The following is a 19,894-nucleotide window of genomic DNA, read 5'->3' on the forward strand; positions in this document are numbered from 1 at the left end:
CATCATTTCCATACTGATCACCCTGTGTTCTCCTGCTCAAAAATTGAGCAGAAGCAGTTGAACACCTGGGTCAGTTTTCAGTCGGCAGAACAGCCTCTACTGGGTCAGTTTTCGGTCAGCGGCAACATCGCCCGGCTAGATCTGAAGTTTTCAACCCTATTAAAACCGTCCGTGGAAATGGGGTAGAACCCTAGAGGAGATAAGTCCCGCTGTGTTATCACCATGCCGCTGTATGCGTCGGATGGCCGAACTTCAATGTATTTGTCCAACTTCGGGATGACCCCGTTTAGAAATAGCATGACCTCTTGGCCGCTTTTCAGATATGAGTAGAGGGCATCGCTAGATCTGATTCTGATCTTGATGGGGACAGCTGTCTCACCGACCTTAAACTTAGTCTTGGTCGTGACATAGAGAGAGTGATTGAAATCGCTAACCGACGCATATCCATAAAGAATTTTCCGGGCTGAGTTCAATGTTCCTTCCTTGCTTTCATGACTTAGAGGGCTGAACGCATCGTAATAAGACTGTGGCTGGGAAGCGATGTGATGAGGATGCGACTGTCGAGCGCTCACATCTTCCATTGAGCACCATTCGACGCTACGGCAGATAACGCGCCGGAGCTTATCCCGCTTGGTACTGGGTCAGGAAAGCAAAAAATATGCTCCGGATGGTGATGACATCCGGAGCATTACAGAGCATCAAGCTTGTAACAGGGCATCCAGTTCGCCTTTGCGATCAAGGCTCGCCAGATCGTCAAAGCCGCCGACATGCCTGTCCCCAATAAATATCTGCGGGACGGTTCTGCGCTGGGATCGCTGCAGCATTTCCGCGAGTCGCTGAGGTGATGTCTCAACGTCAATTTCGATTGCAGTGACACCCTTGCGCGCCAACAGGCTTTTTGCGCTCAGGCAATAAGGACAATGCTGTGTGGTGTAGACGGTTACTTGGCTCATAGCGGTTGCCTCCTAGTGGGCCGATGGCGGGAAGTCGATATCGGTAGCGGCGATGTTGTTCAGGTAGTTGGTCAGGGTTACCAGCGTTACCTGCGCGACCACTTCCACGATCTTGCTATCGGTAAGGCCTGCCTCGTGCGCAGCGGCTATCTGAGCATCACTCAATTGACCACGGCTCTCGGTGATCTGGTGTGCCAGCGCGGCAATTGCGCTGAGCGTGCCTGAGCGGGCCTGGCGAATGTCTTCTTCGCTCAAACCAGACTTCGCACCGAAGAACGAGTGGGCAGCGATGCAGTAGTCGCAGCCGTTGATTTCTGAGGTGGCCAGGGCAACCACTTCACGCTCGGCAGCATTCAGCGAGATTTTACCCAGCGCTTGAGCGAGGCCCAGATAGCCATTTAATGCAGCAGGTGCATGCGCCAATGTTTTAAAGGCATTGGGAATAAACCCAAGGCCTTTCTGAATGCCTTCGAGGGCAGCGCGCGAGCCAGCAGGTGCTTGTTCCAGAGTGAGAGCGGCGATACGAGTCATGGTGGTTCTCCAGTAGTTTAGGCAAGGAGCTTGTCGATCAAGCTTGGAGCCAATACTAGGGGCGGAGGCTTTATTTTCGGCTTCAGATCGTCGATGTTATGCAACAGATCGTCTAAATCGAGCTGGCTATGGACCGTTTATCAACGCTGCTTAAGCACTTCAACCTGCATGCCGCCACGTTCCATCAGGGCGGTTTTTGTGGAACAACCGACATCTACGGCCAGGGCAGCTACGGGCACGCGCACTTATTGCGATCGGGACGCCTGGCCTTCAGGGATAAGAGCAATCAGATCATCGAGTTGGCAGAGCCGAGCCTGGTACTCGTGGCTCGCCCGCTAGAACATCAACTGGTGGCAACAGAGGTCGATGAGGCGGAGTTGGTGTGTGCCACCTTGCTGTACGATGGCGGTGCCAATAACCCGCTGACCCTTGCCTTGCCGGACTACATAGTCAAACCACTTCGAGAGTTGCCGGGGCTCACGGGCAACCTCGACTGGTTGTTTGAAGAAGCCTTCGGCGACGAATGCGGCCGCGATGTCGTCCTCAATCGTCTGTTCGAACTTATGGCGATTCAGTGGCTTCGCTACCTCATCGCGAGCCGCAGCATTGCGTCGGGGATGATGGCGGGATTGGCCAACGCTCGCCTGTCGCGCGCTCACCTGTATCCACAGCGAGCCACAGCGCAACTGGTCTGTGGCTGATCTGGCTGACATTGCCAGTATGTCGCGCGCAAGTTTTGCGGCGCACTTTCGCAAGACTGTAGGCACCACGCCTGTGGATTACCTGGCGAACTGGAGAATCAGCTTGGCGCAAAAGCGTTTGCGTAAGGGGCGGCCTATCGCACTGATTGCCGACGAGGTTGGCTACGAAAGCCCTTCAGCGCTTGCCCGCACGTTTCGTCGTAAGCTCGGCGCAAGTCCGCGTGAATGGATGCAGCGTAACCTTGTGTGAAGCCTGCAGGCATACCCGCAGAGTTCAGACACTAACGGCGCAAATAACCAAGCGGTTGTCCTCACATGCGCCTGCGAGGACAACCGCTGAAATGCAAACGCACAGGGTTACGTAGAAAATGACACTCCCGGCTGTGACTACAGGGGAGAGGGGGTACTCAGCAACTCGATTACCGTCTTGCCCTTGCCGCGACCTTCCGCGACCTGGCGAAGCGCCTCGTTGACCTCATGCAGCTCATAGCGGTGTTGATCTACGCGGATCTTCAGTTGCCCGGCATCCGCCAGCGCCGCAGCACTTCATTGAACAACCAGCATGCGCACTATTAGCTCCGGATCAATCGAGGGGCGTCCAATGGGGCTATAGAAATCTGCCAGGTAAGCGCGCAGATCACTGAGATCCAGGCACTGGTCGATGCTGCGCCGGGACGTGATCTTCCAGATTGAACGAGTAGAACAGGCGCTGCTGTCCTCCCGGTAACTGTCCCATCATGTTGTTCGCCCCCACGCTCGCTGATAATGCAATTTTGCCAACGGCATGGGGAGGTCGCTACTTTTTCAACAGAATCGGCCAGAAGCGGACATATGGCGCTCCCTCATTCGTTATGGATGCTTTGACCATGGAATGATACGGAGATCGACACAAAGCTTGCAGTGTTGATTGGTTATGGCTAAATGAGCTCTCCGGATGTCATAGCACCTAGGTCTGCCCAACCTACGCCCTGCAAGGTTTGTGTATGCCTGGGTGTACCCCATGACAGGCGTTCATCACCTAAAACATCTTGCACTCTATGCGCGATGCATATATATTTAGTTCATGAAAGATATGAAGCTCGAAAACATAGTTGGGGCGCTGTCGCTGGCGATTTCTGACTCTATCCATCAAGGCACTCAAGAAGAGGCGCCGGAAGTTGGCCCGGCAGCTGCAGCTATTGCCTTACTCGGCCATGAACCTGGCATGTCTATTGAGCGCTTGAGACGAGCCTTAGGATTATCTCATCCTGGGGCTGTGCGTCTGGTTGATAGGCTTGTCACCCAGGGTGTAGTGGAACGTAGACAAGCAGAAGCTGATCGCCGCACCGTTGCGCTCCACCTTACTGCCGCAGGAAATACGAACTGTGCTGCGGTGCTAGCTGTACGCCATGAACGTATAGCTCGTGCTTTGGAAGTTCTTGATCCGGATGAGCGTGAAATCCTTGGTCGGATAACCGAAAAGCTACTCAACGGTTTGGTGCATGATCTCGATCAAGTTTATTCAGTTTGTAGACTGTGCGATCCCACGTCTTGCAAAAATTGTCCCGTTGTGGGTGCGTTGGATGAAGGGCACTGAATTCCATTTACCGGCACGGTGAACCCATTTTGGAAGACCTTTTTGCTGATTGAGTTTTCTCAAAAATGGAAGGCAGCAAATAACTTTTCAGAAGCGCCTCTCCTGCAACCGCAACCTTTGACAGTAATTAATATTGTTTAGCCCATAGCCTTGCTGCTGGTACATAGATACCCAGCAGTATGGCTACAGCGACGTCCCCCCGCCTTCAGTAGCAACCGGCTTTAGAGTCCTGAGTAAATGTAACTGCTTTCAAGGCCAGTTGCCTGGCATAGGCAGAAGGGGTTAATCCGCCGAGTCCTTTTTGGGGTCTTTCCTCGTTATATTCCCGACGCCATGCTTCGATGACTACCTTGGCGTGCGGCAGGCTGGTGAACCAGTGTTCGTTCAGGCATTCGCCCCGGAAACGTCCGTTGAACGATTCGATATAAGCGTTTTGATTGGGCTTGCCCGGTTCAATCAGAAACAGTTTCACTCCGCGCAGATGGGCCCACAGCAACATGGGTCGCCCGCAAAACTCTTTTCCATTGTCAGTGCGGATCGCTTTCGGCAGCCCGCGCTGCACGGCCAGTCGATCCAGAATACGCGTCAAAGACTGCCCACCAATGGCCCGCTCCGGCACGATGGCAAAGCGCCCCGACTTGTTCTGGGCGCTTTGCTTTGCGTGTTTGTAAAAGGTGTTTCAGTTCATCGGTGTCGTCGCGAACAAGAGAGCCGTTCCGCAGGATCGCCAGCAATAGATAAGTCGGCCGACATGTCGGCTCTATCGTGGCGGTCAAACAATTCCGCGGCACACCAGCCCCATCTGGATCGGGAACAACTCCTTGCAGCCCCGCTTTCTTTCTCAGCGCATTCGGCTTTGGCGAAGGTCATCGTTTCGTCGAAAAATCGGCTGGCGGGACGGAGCGGCAGCTTGAAGGGGCGAGCCGACCGTCAGCTCTTAGATAAGCAGCGTGCAGATCCAGCGGACATCAAACGGGTTCTAGCGCAGTTCCTTGCGGATTACGTGTCGATTTTGTAGGACATAATCGCTAAATATTATATGCGCGAAGCATGCAATTGCCGCATGGATGATGTATGCTTGGCGCACACATCATGAGGAAAGAGTGATGGAGCGCTTTCTGTTATCGGACCTTTCCTCTCCAGCAATGCCAGACCATACGACGAGTGAGGCATCCAAATGAACAATGTAACTAGCGCTTTTATAGCAACAGCTTTTAGCACCCTGTTTGTTGGTATCACCGTTGCGTCGGTAAATGCGCACCAAATGACCGAAGATGTATCAAGTGTAAGTGCAGGGCTCGCACGAAACGGTTCGGAGCCTACTTTTGGATTCCGAGTCGTTGAAGGCGGGGCCGAACGTACTCCTGGCTTCCGGACAGCTGAAGGCGGGGCCGAACGTACTCCTGGCTTCCGGACAGCTGAAGGCGGGGCCGAACGTACTCCTGGTTTCCGGACAGCTGAAGGCGGTTCCGAACGTACCCCTGGTTTCCGTACTGCCGAAGGCGGGGCCGAACGTACTCCTGGTTTCCGTACTGCCGAAGGCGGGGCCGAACGTACTCCTGGTTTCCGTACTGCCGAAGGCGGGGCCGAACGTACTCCTGGTTTCCGGACAGCTGAAGGCGGGGCCGAACGTACTCCTGGTTTCCGTACTGCCGAAGGCGGTTCCGAACGTACCCCTGGTTTCCGGACAGCTGAAGGCGGGGCCGAACGTACTCCTGGTTTCCGTACAGCTGAAGGCGGTTCCGAACGTACCCCTAGTTTCCGTACTGCCGAAGGCGGGGCCGAACGTACTCCTGGCTTCCGAATAGCTTAAAGCGGTAACGCGCGCGCCGTTGCTTCACCGTTGCCAGAGGTAGTCCTTACGGCTCGCTCGTTCGCGTTGATTAGTTATGCAGATATAGCGAGTGAGCTAGATGAACTCGGTTTACAAGATATGCCTCGCGCTACCTATGTACTGAGTTCGAGCACGGTGCTTTAACCGATGGCAACCACCGCGTCCTCGACACGATCAATAACGACCGAACGGCCATGTATGGAGATAAGACGCATGAGTAGCGCGACCGGAATACGTAGGGCATCAGAGCGTGGCGTAGTCGATTATGGATGGTTGAAATCTTGTTACAGCTTCTCATTTGCCTCGTACTACGACCCTGAGCAGATGGGCTTTTCCGACCTCTTGATTCTCAACGATGACTGGGTAGCTGCTGGCGGCTACTTTGAAAAGCGCTTGCATCGCGAGATGGAAGTTTTCACATACGTGCTCAATGGTGAGTTGGAGCTGCAGGATACTGATGGCATCAAGTTACTGGTAAGTTCTGGTGAAGCGCAACTGCTAAGTGTCGGCTCTGCAGGGCACCGTAGCGGATGTAACGCTAGCCCACGTTCGCCGCTTCACTTTCTGCAAATATGGATAGTGCCTGCCGAAAGAGGTGGTACTTCCCGCTATCAACAGAAAGCCATCCAGATAAAGAAAAGGCGCGGCCAACTATGCTTGGTGCTATCGCCTGATGGGCAGGATGGATCGCTGATCATCAAACAAGAAACGTGCGTTTATGCTGGCATATTCGATGGTAGTGATAGCGCTTCACTTACCTTACCTCTAGGGCGGTTTGCTTATGTCCATTTGGCCAGAGGATCGTTGACTGTAAATGGCCAACGGTTGGATGAAGGCGATGGATTGAAAATTCGCCAGGCCAATAACATTGAGCTCTCCCATGGTGAAAATGCGGAAGTATTGATCTTTGACCTGCGCCCGATGGAAAAGCCAAGCTTTTGACTAATTCGCTTCATGGCCGACGGCCAAGTAACTGGGAGATTTCCTTTCACGGAAACCAAGGCGATCATCAGGTCGCCTTTTTCCACTGCGCTTATATTCGAATCACTCAGTACTGAGCGAAAGCCCCTAGTTAAATCGTCGATTTTTCGCTGCGTTTCTGCGATTTTTGATTTTCTAATGCCCAACTACCAAGTGTAGGCACGCTGCAAGCGTAGCGAATACCCAAGATCCGCTAGTTCATAGTCAAACCGAGCCGGTTACGGTCCTGGTCACGAGGCCGCCTTGCTCTAGTCCTCGCAGCGCCAGGGTCAGCAAGTTGCGGACTTGAGAATGCTCAATTGTCATTAGGCCTATCATCCCGGCTGTGCGACCCTTTCCGTGCGGTGAGAATGAGATCATAAAATGGCTAGTTTTGCGTTGCGAGAAGCGTCGATTGTATTCGCCATCTAGTTGGAGTCATCCCTACGTGCTTTTTGAACGCCCTTTGGAACGCTGCATCTGATTTGTATCCGCTATCTTGAACTATTTTAGGGATTGAATCAGATGTCTGTGCAAGCTGCTTGCTTGCATTGGCCATGCGTATCTCAACAAGCAGATCGTTTGCAGACCTACCCACGGCTTCACCAAACTGTCTTGCAAAAGTCGCTCTCGACATTAGGCACAAGCTTGCCAATTCAGCCATCGTCCATGCTTTAGAATAATCTTCAAACATTGCCTTTAAAGCGGGTTGAAGTTTTGGGCGTTGTGCAAGGCGTAACAGTCCCGTTGGCGGTTCCGCACCCTCGCTGGCCAAGCGCAAGGTCATACCAAAAAGTGCGCCTGACATGTGATTCATCATTGATTCACTTCCAGGGCCGTGTTCTATCGCCTCTTCATGCATCAGTGTTATCAAGCGTGCAAGGCGAGTGCTGGCGACTAGTTCTTCCTTTGAGTGAGTAAAGTGATCGGATTCACCAATGCCTCTTATGATTAGCTGGCGGGGGAGGTTGTCTTTAATCATCTGACGTGGGGACGAGGGCAAAATAAAGCGGCCACAGAACATATTCACGGGTTTCGAGTCACTTCCGTTGGTTCGAACCGCGAGACCTCGTTCCCGGTGCATCTCGCCAACCGTCGATAACGCTCCGCTCCCTTCATAAAGAACATGGGGGACGCCAGATGGGATCAGTAAAATGTCGCCCGCTTGCATGGATAAAACAGGGTTTTCGCCGTCGTCGACTTGCGCGGTCCCGCGCAAGAGTACGTGGTAAGGAATCTCTCTCGGGCCTGTGGCGGCATAGTCAAGCCTCCAAGGAGGGCTGAAATGACATCTAGTGTCCAGAGTCCCGCTCACCGGCATTAGGAAAAGCAGCCTGCTTAAAATGTCCATTTGAGACGCTCGAGCATTAGATTGATTTATTCTAGCATTAACATGAAGGGCGTCCAGGGTTAGGCTGGAGTCCTTTCATACACCGCTGCTGGAATTAATATCCAGAGGAGCATTCGATGTCTCGCTTGAGAACCATTGATCCCACTGAAGCTACTGGATTGGTAGCAGAAACGTTCGCGTCCATAAAAAGGGCTGCGGGTATGATTCCTAATGCTTATTTGACTATCGGAACGCACAGTCCTGAGGGATTGGAGGCGGTGCTGCGTTTGGATGATGTAGTCGCGCAAAGTGAAATTTCCGACTCCGATTTAGAGTCGATTCGGTTAGTCGTTAGCGAGTGGACAGGCTGCCCATATTGCATAGCCGCGCATAGTCTCAAAGCTAAGTTTTCGGGTCTCACGCACAAGGAGGTTTCTAACATACTGGGAGGCGGTTTCACTGGAGACTTCCGGCGAGATGCGCTCATCGAATTTGTACGCAATATTGTATCTAGTAAAGGCACCCTCAGTTTGGAGGCTGTGGATTTGATAATTTCCGCAGGATATTCGGAGCGTCAACTTATTGGAATCTCTTTATCAATTGCATCAACAATATTCACCAGTACTGTAAACCGCATTAATGACACTGTTGTAGACTATCCTGAATTTTGACCGATATATGATTGTTCAAGATATTTATTAAATCCGTTGAATGTCTTTGCGCCGATAGCCGGTCTAAAAACTAACCTATCGATACAAGTCCGTTTCTTCTGAAGTAAACGTTTTAAGCACTAGAAACAGCTTTGCAGTCAGCTAATTAAAATGTTGAACGGAATTGCTCGCGACTACGAAAGTTCGACATCCACATCGAACGTCCACATTTTAAAGGTGATTCATGTTGCTCATCACATTCTTGGGCGGCATATTGAGCGTCCTTAGCCCCTGTATTCTTCCTGCAGTGCCATGTCTTTCTGGTGGTGCACACCGCACTCGCTTATCGATCCTGCTCACTCTCGCCGACATGACCCTAACACGTTTGCCCTAATCTCTAGCATGGTCGTGTTCAGCAGCAAGTGGATAATTCAAGCCAGCAACGTCGGACGCCATGTTGCATTGATTGTGCTGTTTTCCTCTCGTTGATCTCCGTCTGGGTCAGTGACTGGCGTAGAAATACGAGAAGGACGATCTGGCTGTGATCGGTGTGCATGCCCCTGAATACGGCTTCGAACGTATTGTCGATAACGGCAGGGACAAGGTGAAGGAATACAGCCTCACCAACCCTGTCGCTATCAACAACAACTACACGATCTGGCGTAGTTTCGCGAGCCAGTACTGGCCCACTCACTACCTGTACGACGCAAAAGTTTAGGAGCGACTTACCCATTTCGGTGGGGGTTATTATGAGAATTATGAAAAGATGCTTCAGCAACTCCTGAAAGAGGCGAAAAGCAGAGATCAACCACCCGTTCGTTCGTAAGGGGGAATCGACTAACCGATAGCCCACCAATCTGGTGGGCCTTTGCTTGCTACTTGCTGTAATGCTTAACGATGAAGGTCGCGGTATTGTCCAGGTGTGATGCCTATCCGTTTCTTGAATGTGGTTGTGAAATGCGATTGTGAGTTAAATCCTGAATCGTTTGCGATTTTTGAAAGGCTAGCGTTAGTCTCAGATAACAGGAACTCTGCACGATGGAGCCTGCTATCCACAATATATGAATGAGGGGACCGGCCAGTGCTAGCGCGAAATGTGCGGGCGAAATGAAATCTGCTCTGGGTGGCGATCTCGGCCATTTCGGAAACGCTTATAACCGACGATATTTCCTTTTCAATATGGTCGACAATAGTTTTCAAAGTTTTCTCAGGCAGATGAGGTCTCTTCTGACTTAACTTACCCCCCCCTCTGCGGTATCGAATGTTAATCATCATTGCAATCATAAAGCGTGTCGTTGGCGCGCAATAATATCCATCAGCGACCAAGCTGGCGCTGGTTTTTCGTTGCCCGATCATTTTGCGAGCTAGGCGTTTGGCTAGGGCGCCAAATCCGGCCTCGGGGCCATATACTCCAACAACGTCTGATAGCACCGTTTTACTTGGAGTGATTGCCGCTATCACATCTGCAACGAATCTATTTTCAATTGCTATCTCAAGCAGTTTGTTTGGAGCGCTCCAAGATATGGTCTGCTCTTTCCCGGCGCCGCCGATCAGAATGGTAGTGCCTATTTTAGCTTCAAGGTCGCTGCTGGCTGAATTAGCGTTAAAGGTTAGACGACCATTATCACTAAGAAATATTATTATTGTGAAGCGGCCTGTATTTGAAATGTAACTGCCTGCCGACTCGCGATTTAAAATACGCGCACTGACCAACACCATCAACGGACCGTAGCGTCCTCTATTTGGTCGTATCGGCTGTTGGTGCCGCATTTTCATCTCATTTTATCTTAAAAGGGTAGTTGGCTATTCTAACGCACGGTTTTTTCGGGGTGGTGGTATGTTGTTCAGTACTATAAGAAGGTCCTCTGTACTCATTAGTTGTATATGATCCGCGTTGACCGCCGAATACACAATAGTCCCTTGTCTGTCGATAACAAAAAACGATGCCATGGGTAACAGGTCGCAATCTGCTCCATTCATCTTGTCGAGGTCTGCGCCCAATGCGCGATATTTGTTCTTCACGGGGGCTGGCAGGCGCCATGCAACCTGAAATTCCAGTGCGACCCGACTGTTAACATCGCGCAAAACTGGAAAGCTGACCTGTTGTCTTCTGCCCATATCGGCAGGTGAAAAATGAAGCTGCGGCGATATGGCGACGAGAGATACTCCAAAGTTATTCAATGTTTCATTAATTGCCTCAAGAGCAATGAGCGTCGTATGCGAATACCAACACCACAATCCTCTCAGAAAAACTATAATTACTGGGCCTTTTCGTACTAAGTCAATCGAATTTACGTTTTCTCCATTCGCATCGGTCAACACGAAATCAGGCGCACGGTCCCCAGCCTTGATTGCAAGTGTTGAAAATCTTGATTCGCAGAGCTCTCATAAATCATAAATCATAAATTAAATGATTTTAATACTCCGAATTACGCATTTTCCAGCCAATTCTACTTCATATAAATCAGTTACCTAACGTAATTTAATTTTCATCAACCACAAGCCTCAAAATGGCCTCCTACAGCGAACTTAGGCGAGCTGTATATTTTCTACGACCTGAATAAAATCACTTACAAAGCTTCCTGAAGTTCCAGTGAGCCATAAATTTAAGTGTTCCGCCCTCTAAATCAGCTAAAACGTAGAATGGGTAATTCCAAGATTACTGCTCACAATCTTTCAAATACTTTTATCTTCGTTTCATCGTCAAGTCCAGCGACCAACTCCATGAAATTAGAATGGAGATCCATCAAACCAACGCGAGCTTGATTCAGAATCGGGACGATATACCCTGACATAACGATTATGTCGAATATCCTGCATGACATTATTCTTGATGAATACGCTGAAATGAAGATGTCATATACTTCAACATGGCTGTACTTAATCCTAATAAGCCACTCGATAACCATTATGGCAATGTCGTGCTGCCCAACTTTGATAGCGTTAATGCATGCCTTGTGCGCTTTAAATCCATGCAGCTCACCGAGGTTTGACAACAAATAGGCGACTAATTCCACGTCATTTATCACCGCCGCTGAACTGATATCGAAGAGGACACGTTCATTTCCGATGACTTTAGCCGTAGCTGCCAAGGTTCTTTTTTCTTCTGCTGTTAGTTTATGCTCAAAACCTAGACAAGCTCTGCGGCTTTTGATGTGCATAGACAGTTCAACTGTCGCGAAAACTCTTTCCAAACCTGACATTGAATTCGCGATAGTAATGACAGATTTCCATCGATTTTGGTCGTATGCATCTTTTAAAAATTGTATTTCTTTCATACTGCTAACTTTATTCTTGTTTTGTTTGCCAATTTACATTTTTATTTTTTGGCTTTTTATATTTTCATTATATCAACTCAGCGACAGAATCACCTATGCACTTAACTTCTATATACCTAAAAGAAACTTATTGAAAAGTGATAAGTTGGTAGTTGCACTGACTTGACCACTTATCTTTTATTTGACTAGTCGGCAGGGCCGGATTTGCTCCGCACGCTTGCTGGTCTTGAGCGACCTGAATACATGGTCAAAAGTGAGAAATTCCGGGTCAAAGCCTAGACAAATACCGCTGTGGCCTTCAGCGTAATGTGACCGTAGGAGGGCATCAGTTGGTGTTCGTGAAAAGGATAAAATCCTTAACAATTGAATGAACATCTGCAATGCCTTATTCAATCCTATTCGTTCTCCTGAGGACGGGCATCTGAAGTGATGAGACCCATCTAGCAAATAAATCAGGAACGACTTTCTACGCTCAGGGTGATCGTCCATTGCATTTATTAGTTTCTTTGCTCGCTCGTACTCTGCATGAATATCGATAGAGGAGTCTAGCGGGTCGTTTAGCTGCGCAGGTGGTGAGAAGTAGAGCTTACGATTAAGAAGGAGCTCCCAAGTTCGCTGTGCGCAGTTGCGATATTTGTAGATTAGCATTAGTAAGTCCCAGCTACAGGCAGGCGCAGGATTGCTCGGGCATTTTCAAGCTGGTCAAGAGAAGTTCAGCTTGATAGTACAGGGGAGTGAAAAGAAGGCTATAGAGGTACTTGTCGCTTGTCCACGGCCGCACCTCCTACCACGGCCCGTGGCCAGATGAACGCATTCAATACTCCCCTGCACGCGCAGCACGACTGATGGTCGTCAGAAGGGTATATCTGAATCTATCTCTGGACGATCCTCCCCTGCCGAAGGAACAGTCAGTTCCGGTGCCGCATGGTCGGCCTGGATAGTAGATGAGGCATGAATGAGTACGGGCAAATCCGGAGCATCAACGACGCTAACTACTTGGTGCCCATCTACGTTAGCGTTGACGTCGTCCTGAGGCTCGTCCGGAAGCTCATCCGGATCGAGATCGACATAATCATCACCCATCATCATTTTGTAGTGGGCGTCATGCCGGGTGACCTTGAAGATTTTGAAGAAAATCTTCATGTAGCTGGCTGCCATGTTGTCGCCAATAGCCACGTATAGCTCGTCAGGAGCGTAATGCGAGCCATCATTCACCCAGCTTATTAGCGATTGACACTGTACCTTTTCAAGACCTTCAAACTGTCCGACAAGATGGTTCGTGTCTATGCCACCTAGGATTTTGAAATAATTTTCCAAAATCCTTCGCATAGTATTTTGCAACGTAAGCGCTGGCACTGGGAATTTCTTCAATTCATCCCACAACAGCTGGTAGGCGGTTCTGATGGGGTTGCTCGGGTGAAACTCGATTGAGGAGTGATCACCAGGTTTACGAACGATCCAGAAGGTTTCATCACTGAGAGATGTTTCGGGCTTTCGCCGCTGATCGTACGTAATTTCCTTATAGAAATGTACATTGTGCGTGAGCACAAAAATCTGTTTGAGATGACTATCTTTCTTTCTGATCTCGGCAAAAAGCTGTTTTATCAAGCTACTCACGATAAACAGTACATCACTGTCTAGACTTGAAACTGGATCATCAATGACGACGACCCGGTCACTTGTGATGCCCGATGTTGTGATACTACCCCTGAGTAGGTGGTAGAAATATAGGAAAGTAACAAAGGTCTTTTCGCCCTCACTGAGAGTTTGCTTGGCGTCTTTGCCGTCAGCTCGGATAAGCCTGTAAGAATTTCCGATGCAGGCCGGGTCGAGCGAAAAACTCCTGAACCCAAAACTCTTGAGAATCTTGTTGATGGCAATGACTGTCGGCTTCACGCTCGTCAGTGCGGTTTCAATTTTGTCGATCTCAATATCAACATTTTTTATGTCTTCCCTGGCTTTGTCTAGACTCGACGTGATGCCAGTGATGGATTTCTGCAATGTATCCTTTTCGGAGGCATAGTCGGCCAGCGTGTTCTTGAGCTCAGTATCGATAACATATTTCCATATCTCTCCCGTGAGCTTGTTTTGCTCTGCGGCAAAGCTAGCAACGAGTCGATTGTGCTCTGTAACTTTAACATTGGCAGCATCGACTAGCCCCGCAATGCCGTCCTCAATGTTTTTCAATCCTTCAAGCTTAACCTCGGAGCTCGGGTTAGAAACTTTTTTGTCCATCCAGCTTTTATTAACCAAGATCACAGCTTCTAGTGCCTGAATTTCAAGGCTAACCTTGTCTTTATTCAAATGAGCACAGTCTGACTCCAAGAGATTACGCGCTTGAGTCAACACCTCATCTGCAAATTGAAAGTAGTTGGAGTAAAGAACTGCAACTGCCTTAGAGTCTGCCTCGAATGTTTCATCAAAGTAGTCAGCGAGATTTTTCTCAAAGTCATGAGGTATGTTTTGCTGGCAAAACGGACATTGTCCGTCTGTGTGCTCAAGAAATTTAATTCCCTGCCTAACCCAGTCACTGTTACCCAGTCTCTGGATAATTGCTGAAATGCTGACGTCATCCTTACCAATTACCTTCTTGGCTAGAACCGGGCTAGTTTCGAAAGAGGTTAGCCGCGATAAATCTAAGCTCGGAACAGAAGAAATCTTCGAGGGTTGTTCACCATACAACACCAAGGCTCTTTCCTGGAGATTAGCGAGGTCGACCAAGGCTGAGCTATTGCTGACGTATTCTTGCAATACCCTAGCCTTGAAGGCCTCTTTGTTGTTCCTCAATCCCGTGAACGCGCCCTTGAAATGATCGTCATGCTTCGTCTTTTGCTCCCAGCACCGGGCTGCCAGTTTTGCTTCTAGAGAAATCAGTTCTGCATTCTTTCCGGTCTTACCATCCTCACCATCAAGAAGGATGACCGATTTTGTTTTCATTTTTTCGTGGCGCTTTCTTTCATCCTTGAGTGACGCTAGGCGATCAAGCTGGGCTTGCTCGGCCTGCCCCAGCGTGAAAACACCCTGGAGCTCTTTCGAGTCCGTGAAGTTAGAGGAAATGAAGTCGTTGTTGTAGACCATAGCCGGGATCTGGCTGTTCCTCAGCCAAGTGATCCGAGAGTCCGCCGAAATGACAGGATTTTCGATCAGTCGACTGATTGTGGTCTTGCCCGCGCCATTTGCACCGTAGAAGAAATTGATCGGTTTTAGGTTGACGATATTTTCGGATTTGTCGGGACTGTAGGTGGCGATATTAGAAAGGCTAATCGACTCGATCATGCTGTGCGTCCATGCGGGCAGTGGAGCCTGGCTGGCCGCTGCTCATTGAAATTTGAAGGCTCAGACTACGTGGATGGCAGCCTAGCCAGGGTCAATCGCGTGATGGCGATTAGTCTCGTCAGCATAGGAGCTTCGGCAAATCACCGCAAAGTGAACCCCTGCTGATTTTCGTAGACGCTGAACGACCGCATTTGGCCGACTTTTGCCTGATGTGACAGGCTCAAAGCGGCCAGAAGCAGTCAGCCTGTTGTGGCCAGTGAGTCAGCCGAACTCGCTCAAAACTCGCTAGCGGATACCACACAATTTCTTCCCTGGTTTTTGGCTTTATAGAGCGCCGCATCCGATGCTCTCAGTGCCGTATCAATGCTGGAGTTTCCCTTAGGCATATAGGCCACACCCAGAGAAATGGTTACAACCTCTCCAGATGGGCTCGGCTGACTCGCCATGCTGAGTCGAAGACGCTCAGCGATCTTGTGGGCGGCCTCTATCTCAAGCTCAGGGAGCAGCACGATGAACTCTTCCCCTCCAGCGCGGCACATGACGTCGCCGGCTCTGAAACATTCACGCATGTGTTCTGCAAGATACTTGAGGACTTGGTCGCCGACATCGTGCCCATACCGGTCGTTCACGTCTTTGAAGTGATCGATGTCCAACGCGATCACAGATAACGCTTTGCCTGCGGTAAGCAGCCTATCTAGGGCCAGACGCAGGCCACGGCGATTATTCAAGCCGGTGAGTGGTTCAGTAATATTGTCTAGGTTCAGCTTGTCAAGGCGCGCGTGAAGTAGGCTTAAGCCTTTAATGATGGTGCGTTTGAGTTGGTCGGCTTCGAAGTACCAGGTCTTGATATTACGAAATCGCTCCATTGCTTCAGATTCTTCCCACGCTTTTACATTTTCGGCGAGTTTTCTGAGCGGGTGCGAAATCCACCATGACAGCCACCAGATTCCGAGCAGCGTGAGTATGGACAACGGCACCGTCTGAAGCAGTGTATCGAGCATCAAATCGTTCAATACAGACTGTGTTGATGTAGTCGGAGTTTGAGCTACGATTCCCCAGCCAGTTGACTTCATCGGGGCAAAACCGGCCAACATATCCACGCCCTTCAGGTTGATAAGGCGAAGAGCCCCCTCCTTGCCATCAGTTACCTGCTTGACGGCAGCGTTGGCTGATACACCTTCACCGATACGCGTAGAGTCAGGGTGATAGATCAGCTGCCCGTTCCGGTCTACAACGTACGCATAGGAGCCGTCATGACGATAATATTCATCCAAGATTGCATTTAGGATGTTCTTTTCCTGCAAATAGATTGATGCACTTACGTAGCCCAGATACTGGTCGTTGGGATCAATGATCGGGTGTGACATCACTACCAGCTGGCGTTTTGTGCTACCGATGTATGGGTCGGTTATGACCGGGGTGCGTTTGCCGATAATGGCGAGGGCACCTTCTGACTGAAGCCGGGTGCCAACCAATCCAAGCCCATTCGGCGATGTAGCCAAAACCCGACCGTCAGCCCCTACAATAAAAGCAGAGTTGAAGTAATTTGACTGGAGTCGGAGGCGATCTACTTCGTGCTGTAAGTCCTTGGGCTTGTCCAGGCGTTCAGCAAGTTGTTGGGCACTAAACGCCAAGTGGGCCTGTGACGAACGAATGAAGTGGTCTGTGTTTAGCGCCTGCTTGACCGCATATACGCGGTTGGCCTCAAGGGCCTGGCTCATAAGCAGATCGCGCTGCGTGAGATAGCTAGCGAACAGCGCATTGATGAAAGTCACTACTCCTGTCGCGAGAGCTAACAGCAGTATCAATCGGCGTAGATCAATTTTTGGCATGATGGCATCTTGAACCAAGGCACTTCGAGTTAAGCCTATATGTCAAGACCTAAGAGCAGCCGGACTGACACCGTGATGGCGCAATGCCATTTATGATTTCAATTGTAGCCTAATCGTCGAACGTTTATGAGTGGTGCTTGCGTTGACTATTAGACGGTCGATCCATCCAGTGTGGTGACTACCGGAAGGCCTACCACCATCAATTTATATGGCAGGAATTGTCTACTAGATGCCTGATGCGAAGGGCTGCTCTTGGCCCAGAGTGTGTAAAAACGCATCGGTAAACCCTTGCTATGATTTCCGAGAATCTCAGCGCAAGGGACGCCCATGAAACGGTTTATCCAGGGTGAACACCGAGGTCAAAGTACCTTACTTCCCGAAAGCCTCGACGACTACGTCAGCGATACCAATCCGGTACGTGTGGTCGATGTCTTCGTCGACGAACTCGACCTAGCCACGCTAGGTTTTGATGGTGTCATTCCAGCCGAAACCGGCAGACCTGCCTACCACCCTGAGATCCTGCTGAAGATCTATATCTACGGCTACCTAAACCGCATCCAATCGAGCCGACGCCTTGAGCGAGAAGCCCAACGCAATGTCGAGCTGATGTGGCTGACCGGGCGATTGATGCCCGACTTCAAGACCATCGCCAACTTCCGAAAAGACAACAGCAAAGCCATTCGCGGTGTATGCCGCCAGTTCGTTTTGCTCTGCCAGCAGTTGGGATTGTTCAGCGAAAACCTAGTCGCCATCGACGGCAGTAAATTCAAGACGGTGAACAACCGAGACCGGAATTTCACCAGCGCCAAACTGAAGCGGCGCATGGAAGAAATCGAGACGAGCATTAGCCGTTACTTGGCATCGCTCGATGCGGCTGTCCACCAAGTCGGGGGCGGTTCAGCTAGCTCTATCGGCTATGCGCGCTCGACAGGCGTTAGCGCGATGAGAGATAGGATGCGCAGCAAAGCGCGAAACTCGTAACCAGCCAGGGTGGTCATGGCGAGGAAATCTAGATGTCCACTCGGCGCTCTAATGGCAATTCGCCCCCAACAAGCACTATGCTCGCGACTTCGTTTGGCCGGCAAGTGTTAGCGCAGACTTGCCAACGCTGCCTCCAGCACACAATTTATCTGTCGACTCGCATCGTTATTCGCGGCCACGGCAGTCGTCCACTCAGGAAAAGGACATTCAGATGAGCATGATCACATGGGTAAAAAAAGAGAATAAACCCAACGCGGTGATTTTTGTCCACGGTTTAAAGGGGGGGCAAGAGACTTGGTCTTTTGACGACAACATTTCATTTCCGGGTCTTTTAGCTACCGACCCGCAGTTAAGCGACCGTTACGATATCGGATGCTTCAATTATTTCACTACATTTACCACAACGTATGGTGTTACCAAAGGCTTGTTTGCACGCCTATTTAGCTCAAGGAAGGGTATCAGAACAAACCTTCCAATCACTGAAATTGCTCAATTGTTACGCACAGAATTCGAAGTTAATCTCAGTGATTACGAGAAAGTCATGGTCATCGCCCACAGTATGGGTGGCCTGATATCAAAGGCATGCATTCTTGGCCAGTTAGAGGAAACCCAGTCAACAGCTGTTAAGGGATTTATTTCTCTCGCGGTTCCTCACACTGGTGCCAAAATTGCGAACATGGGGGCTTTTCTATCTTCTAACGTTCAACTTAATGATCTGAGTGTCTTGAGTGATGCGGTCTACCAATTCAGTAGAGATTGGATAAACACGTCGACTCCACCACCTACAAAGTACATCTATGGTGCACATGATAAGTTTGTTGACAAGAAAAGCGCGCTAGCAATTGAAAGCCTGAAAAAAGACTCAAGAGCGGTAGATGAAGATCACACCAGTATCTGTAAACCCAAAAGCAAAGACGAAACAGTCTACAAAGCTGTAGTTAAGTATATTTTAGAGTTTGAAGCGGCATATAAAGTCCCCCTCGCAGTAAAGGATTTTAAAGATAACAATCAGTATGATGATCATTTTTTTGTACTCAAGATGGTCATAGCAGATGTTCACGAAAGCATTACAGGTAACGCAAAAGGTTACTTTTTTAATGCCGAAGAAGCCAGAAAGCTGTTTACAAGCGATCATGACAAAAAGCTTCTCAGCGTCCTGTACGGCAAAGTAAGGGAAATTTACCGGCAAGAACACGAACACCATATAGCGAACAAAACCACTCCAGATCAGTTTGTTCAACGAGTGCATGCCAAAATAATGAGCGAAGACGGGTTGTATCTCAAAACATTATTGGCCGAATTAGATGGTGTCCACAAGAAGGGCATGATTCATCAGCTTGCCGATAAGGAGGATATTGACGTTGTATGGTCTGCCAATACTTCTATTGAGGATGTACTAGCGAAAAAAGGCTCGACGCAATGAGCCAATCGTTGCCTTACTTATTGATAGATGATGATTTCTCGTTAAATTATTCGTTGCTAGCACTCATAATTTATAAGCTAGGCCTATCCCCTAAGAATAATGCAGTGCTGGACTTTGAAAAAATCCAAGCGTTCATGTATCTTGCAAAAAACCCTTCAAAGATAAATGAAGTACTGCGGTTGGCAGGAAAAAAATTCATACCAATAGACTCTCAGTACACCTACACCATTGAAAGCCTCTCAACAAATGTGGACATACTCTTCAACCGATCAAAGCTTAAGACCCTAATCAAAGAATTAGCAGCGCGTGGAATGTTGGCGTGTGATAACCAAACAGATCCTGGTTCAATTAAGTATCTATTGAGCCCAGCAGGAAGACTTTTTGTAGAAAGTCTGATTGACTCGACTTTCGTCGAAGCAGTATCTCCTTCGCAACAGCCCTCTATCAGTCAAGATAGTCAAAACTACTTCTCCGCAGCCTTAGAGGTAATAGAAAGCCTCTCGACTTTGCAAGCGCAAGCAACTACCAAGCTTTATTCATATCTCAATGAAATTTTCAAAAGGAATTGA

Annotated in this window: 15 protein-coding genes and 6 pseudogenes; 10 read left to right on the forward strand and 11 right to left on the reverse strand. The window is 49.4% G+C overall.

Annotated features, from left to right (window positions below; translation table 11 throughout):
- Positions 1–186: hypothetical protein (locus JJD74_RS30990; protein ID WP_234451901.1), on the forward strand; the 186-nt coding region annotated here is incomplete at its 5' end.
- Positions 187–698: 512 nt separating this feature from the next.
- Here JJD74_RS30990 and grxC read toward each other — a convergent pair.
- Together grxC and JJD74_RS28280 are read right to left on the reverse strand one after the other, a co-directional pair.
- On the reverse strand, positions 699–953 hold the full coding sequence (gene grxC / locus JJD74_RS28275) for a glutaredoxin 3 (protein WP_028697089.1): 255 nt from the start codon (positions 951–953) through the stop codon (positions 699–701).
- Positions 954–965: 12 nt separating this feature from the next.
- Positions 966–1,484, reverse strand: coding sequence for a carboxymuconolactone decarboxylase family protein (locus JJD74_RS28280; protein ID WP_028697088.1), 519 nt, complete (start codon positions 1,482–1,484; stop codon positions 966–968).
- Between the two features lie 128 nt (positions 1,485–1,612).
- Between JJD74_RS28280 and JJD74_RS28285 the strand changes: the two are divergent.
- A pseudogene (locus tag JJD74_RS28285) lies at positions 1,613–2,435 on the forward strand (AraC family transcriptional regulator).
- A 137-nt stretch (positions 2,436–2,572) separates the two neighbouring features.
- Here JJD74_RS28285 and JJD74_RS28290 read toward each other — a convergent pair.
- Both JJD74_RS28290 and JJD74_RS28295 read right to left on the reverse strand, forming a co-directional pair.
- Positions 2,573–2,728 (reverse strand): annotated as a pseudogene (locus JJD74_RS28290) (zinc-binding dehydrogenase); the annotation flags it as partial.
- 9 nt (positions 2,729–2,737) lie between these two features.
- A pseudogene (locus JJD74_RS28295) lies at positions 2,738–2,924 on the reverse strand (IS5/IS1182 family transposase); the annotation flags it as partial.
- Between the two features lie 324 nt (positions 2,925–3,248).
- Between JJD74_RS28295 and JJD74_RS28300 the strand changes: the two are divergent.
- Entirely contained in the window at positions 3,249–3,761 is a 513-nt protein-coding gene (locus JJD74_RS28300; protein ID WP_080694511.1) for a MarR family winged helix-turn-helix transcriptional regulator, read from the forward strand.
- 205 nt (positions 3,762–3,966) lie between these two features.
- On the opposite strand, the pseudogene JJD74_RS28305 reads toward JJD74_RS28300, so the two are convergent.
- Positions 3,967–4,386 (reverse strand): annotated as a pseudogene (locus JJD74_RS28305) (transposase family protein); the annotation flags it as partial.
- A 700-nt stretch (positions 4,387–5,086) separates the two neighbouring features.
- Here JJD74_RS28305 and JJD74_RS28310 point away from each other — a divergent pair.
- A complete protein-coding gene (locus JJD74_RS28310; protein WP_200617498.1) occupies positions 5,087–5,569 on the forward strand; it encodes a hypothetical protein in 483 nt (160 codons plus the stop codon).
- Between the two features lie 239 nt (positions 5,570–5,808).
- Positions 5,809–6,537 carry a pirin family protein gene (locus tag JJD74_RS28315; RefSeq protein WP_200617506.1) on the forward strand — a complete coding sequence of 243 codons (729 nt, stop codon included), beginning with the start codon at positions 5,809–5,811 and terminating at the stop codon, positions 6,535–6,537.
- A gap of 406 nt (positions 6,538–6,943) precedes the next feature.
- Here JJD74_RS28315 and JJD74_RS28320 read toward each other — a convergent pair whose 3' ends face one another.
- Positions 6,944–7,906: an AraC family transcriptional regulator gene (locus JJD74_RS28320; RefSeq protein WP_200617508.1), complete on the reverse strand. Its 963-nt coding sequence runs from the start codon at positions 7,904–7,906 to the stop codon at positions 6,944–6,946.
- A gap of 116 nt (positions 7,907–8,022) precedes the next feature.
- On the opposite strand from JJD74_RS28320, the gene JJD74_RS28325 reads away from it, so the two are divergent.
- On the forward strand, positions 8,023–8,556 hold the full coding sequence (locus JJD74_RS28325) for a carboxymuconolactone decarboxylase family protein (protein WP_200617517.1): 534 nt from the start codon (positions 8,023–8,025) through the stop codon (positions 8,554–8,556).
- A 223-nt stretch (positions 8,557–8,779) separates the two neighbouring features.
- Positions 8,780–9,361, forward strand: a pseudogene (locus JJD74_RS28330) (cytochrome c biogenesis protein/redoxin).
- A gap of 65 nt (positions 9,362–9,426) precedes the next feature.
- Here JJD74_RS28330 and JJD74_RS30995 read toward each other — a convergent pair.
- The 5 genes from JJD74_RS30995 to JJD74_RS28355 all read right to left on the reverse strand — a co-directional run bounded on the left by JJD74_RS30995 (position 9,427) and on the right by JJD74_RS28355 (position 16,921).
- A complete protein-coding gene (locus JJD74_RS30995) occupies positions 9,427–10,305 on the reverse strand; it encodes a helix-turn-helix domain-containing protein (protein WP_234451902.1) in 879 nt (292 codons plus the stop codon).
- Positions 10,306–10,338: 33 nt separating this feature from the next.
- Entirely contained in the window at positions 10,339–10,887 is a 549-nt protein-coding gene (locus JJD74_RS28340; protein WP_325167026.1) for a peroxiredoxin-like family protein, read from the reverse strand.
- A gap of 314 nt (positions 10,888–11,201) precedes the next feature.
- Entirely contained in the window at positions 11,202–11,813 is a 612-nt protein-coding gene (locus JJD74_RS28345) for a hypothetical protein (RefSeq protein ID WP_200617537.1), read from the reverse strand.
- A gap of 852 nt (positions 11,814–12,665) precedes the next feature.
- The gene (locus tag JJD74_RS28350) at positions 12,666–15,089 is read right to left on the reverse strand and encodes an AAA family ATPase (protein ID WP_200617550.1); all 2,424 of its coding nucleotides are present in this window, start codon (positions 15,087–15,089) and stop codon (positions 12,666–12,668) included.
- Positions 15,090–15,364: 275 nt separating this feature from the next.
- Positions 15,365–16,921, reverse strand: coding sequence for a sensor domain-containing diguanylate cyclase (locus JJD74_RS28355; protein WP_200617553.1), 1,557 nt, complete (start codon positions 16,919–16,921; stop codon positions 15,365–15,367).
- Positions 16,922–17,248: 327 nt separating this feature from the next.
- Between JJD74_RS28355 and JJD74_RS28360 the strand changes: the two are divergent.
- From JJD74_RS28360 to JJD74_RS28370, 3 genes and pseudogenes are all read left to right on the forward strand, one after another.
- Positions 17,249–17,806: pseudogene (locus JJD74_RS28360) on the forward strand (transposase); the annotation flags it as partial.
- Between the two features lie 307 nt (positions 17,807–18,113).
- Complete coding sequence (locus JJD74_RS28365) at positions 18,114–19,325, forward strand: ABC-three component system protein (RefSeq protein WP_200617555.1); 1,212 nt, start codon at positions 18,114–18,116, stop codon at positions 19,323–19,325.
- On the forward strand, positions 19,322–19,894 hold the full coding sequence (locus tag JJD74_RS28370) for an ABC-three component system middle component 4 (RefSeq protein WP_200617559.1): 573 nt from the start codon (positions 19,322–19,324) through the stop codon (positions 19,892–19,894). The genes JJD74_RS28365 and JJD74_RS28370 overlap by 4 nt, the downstream gene beginning before the upstream one ends.

The organism is Pseudomonas sp. MF6776 (assembly GCF_016613125.1).
GTDB lineage: Bacteria > Pseudomonadota > Gammaproteobacteria > Pseudomonadales > Pseudomonadaceae > Aquipseudomonas > Aquipseudomonas iridis.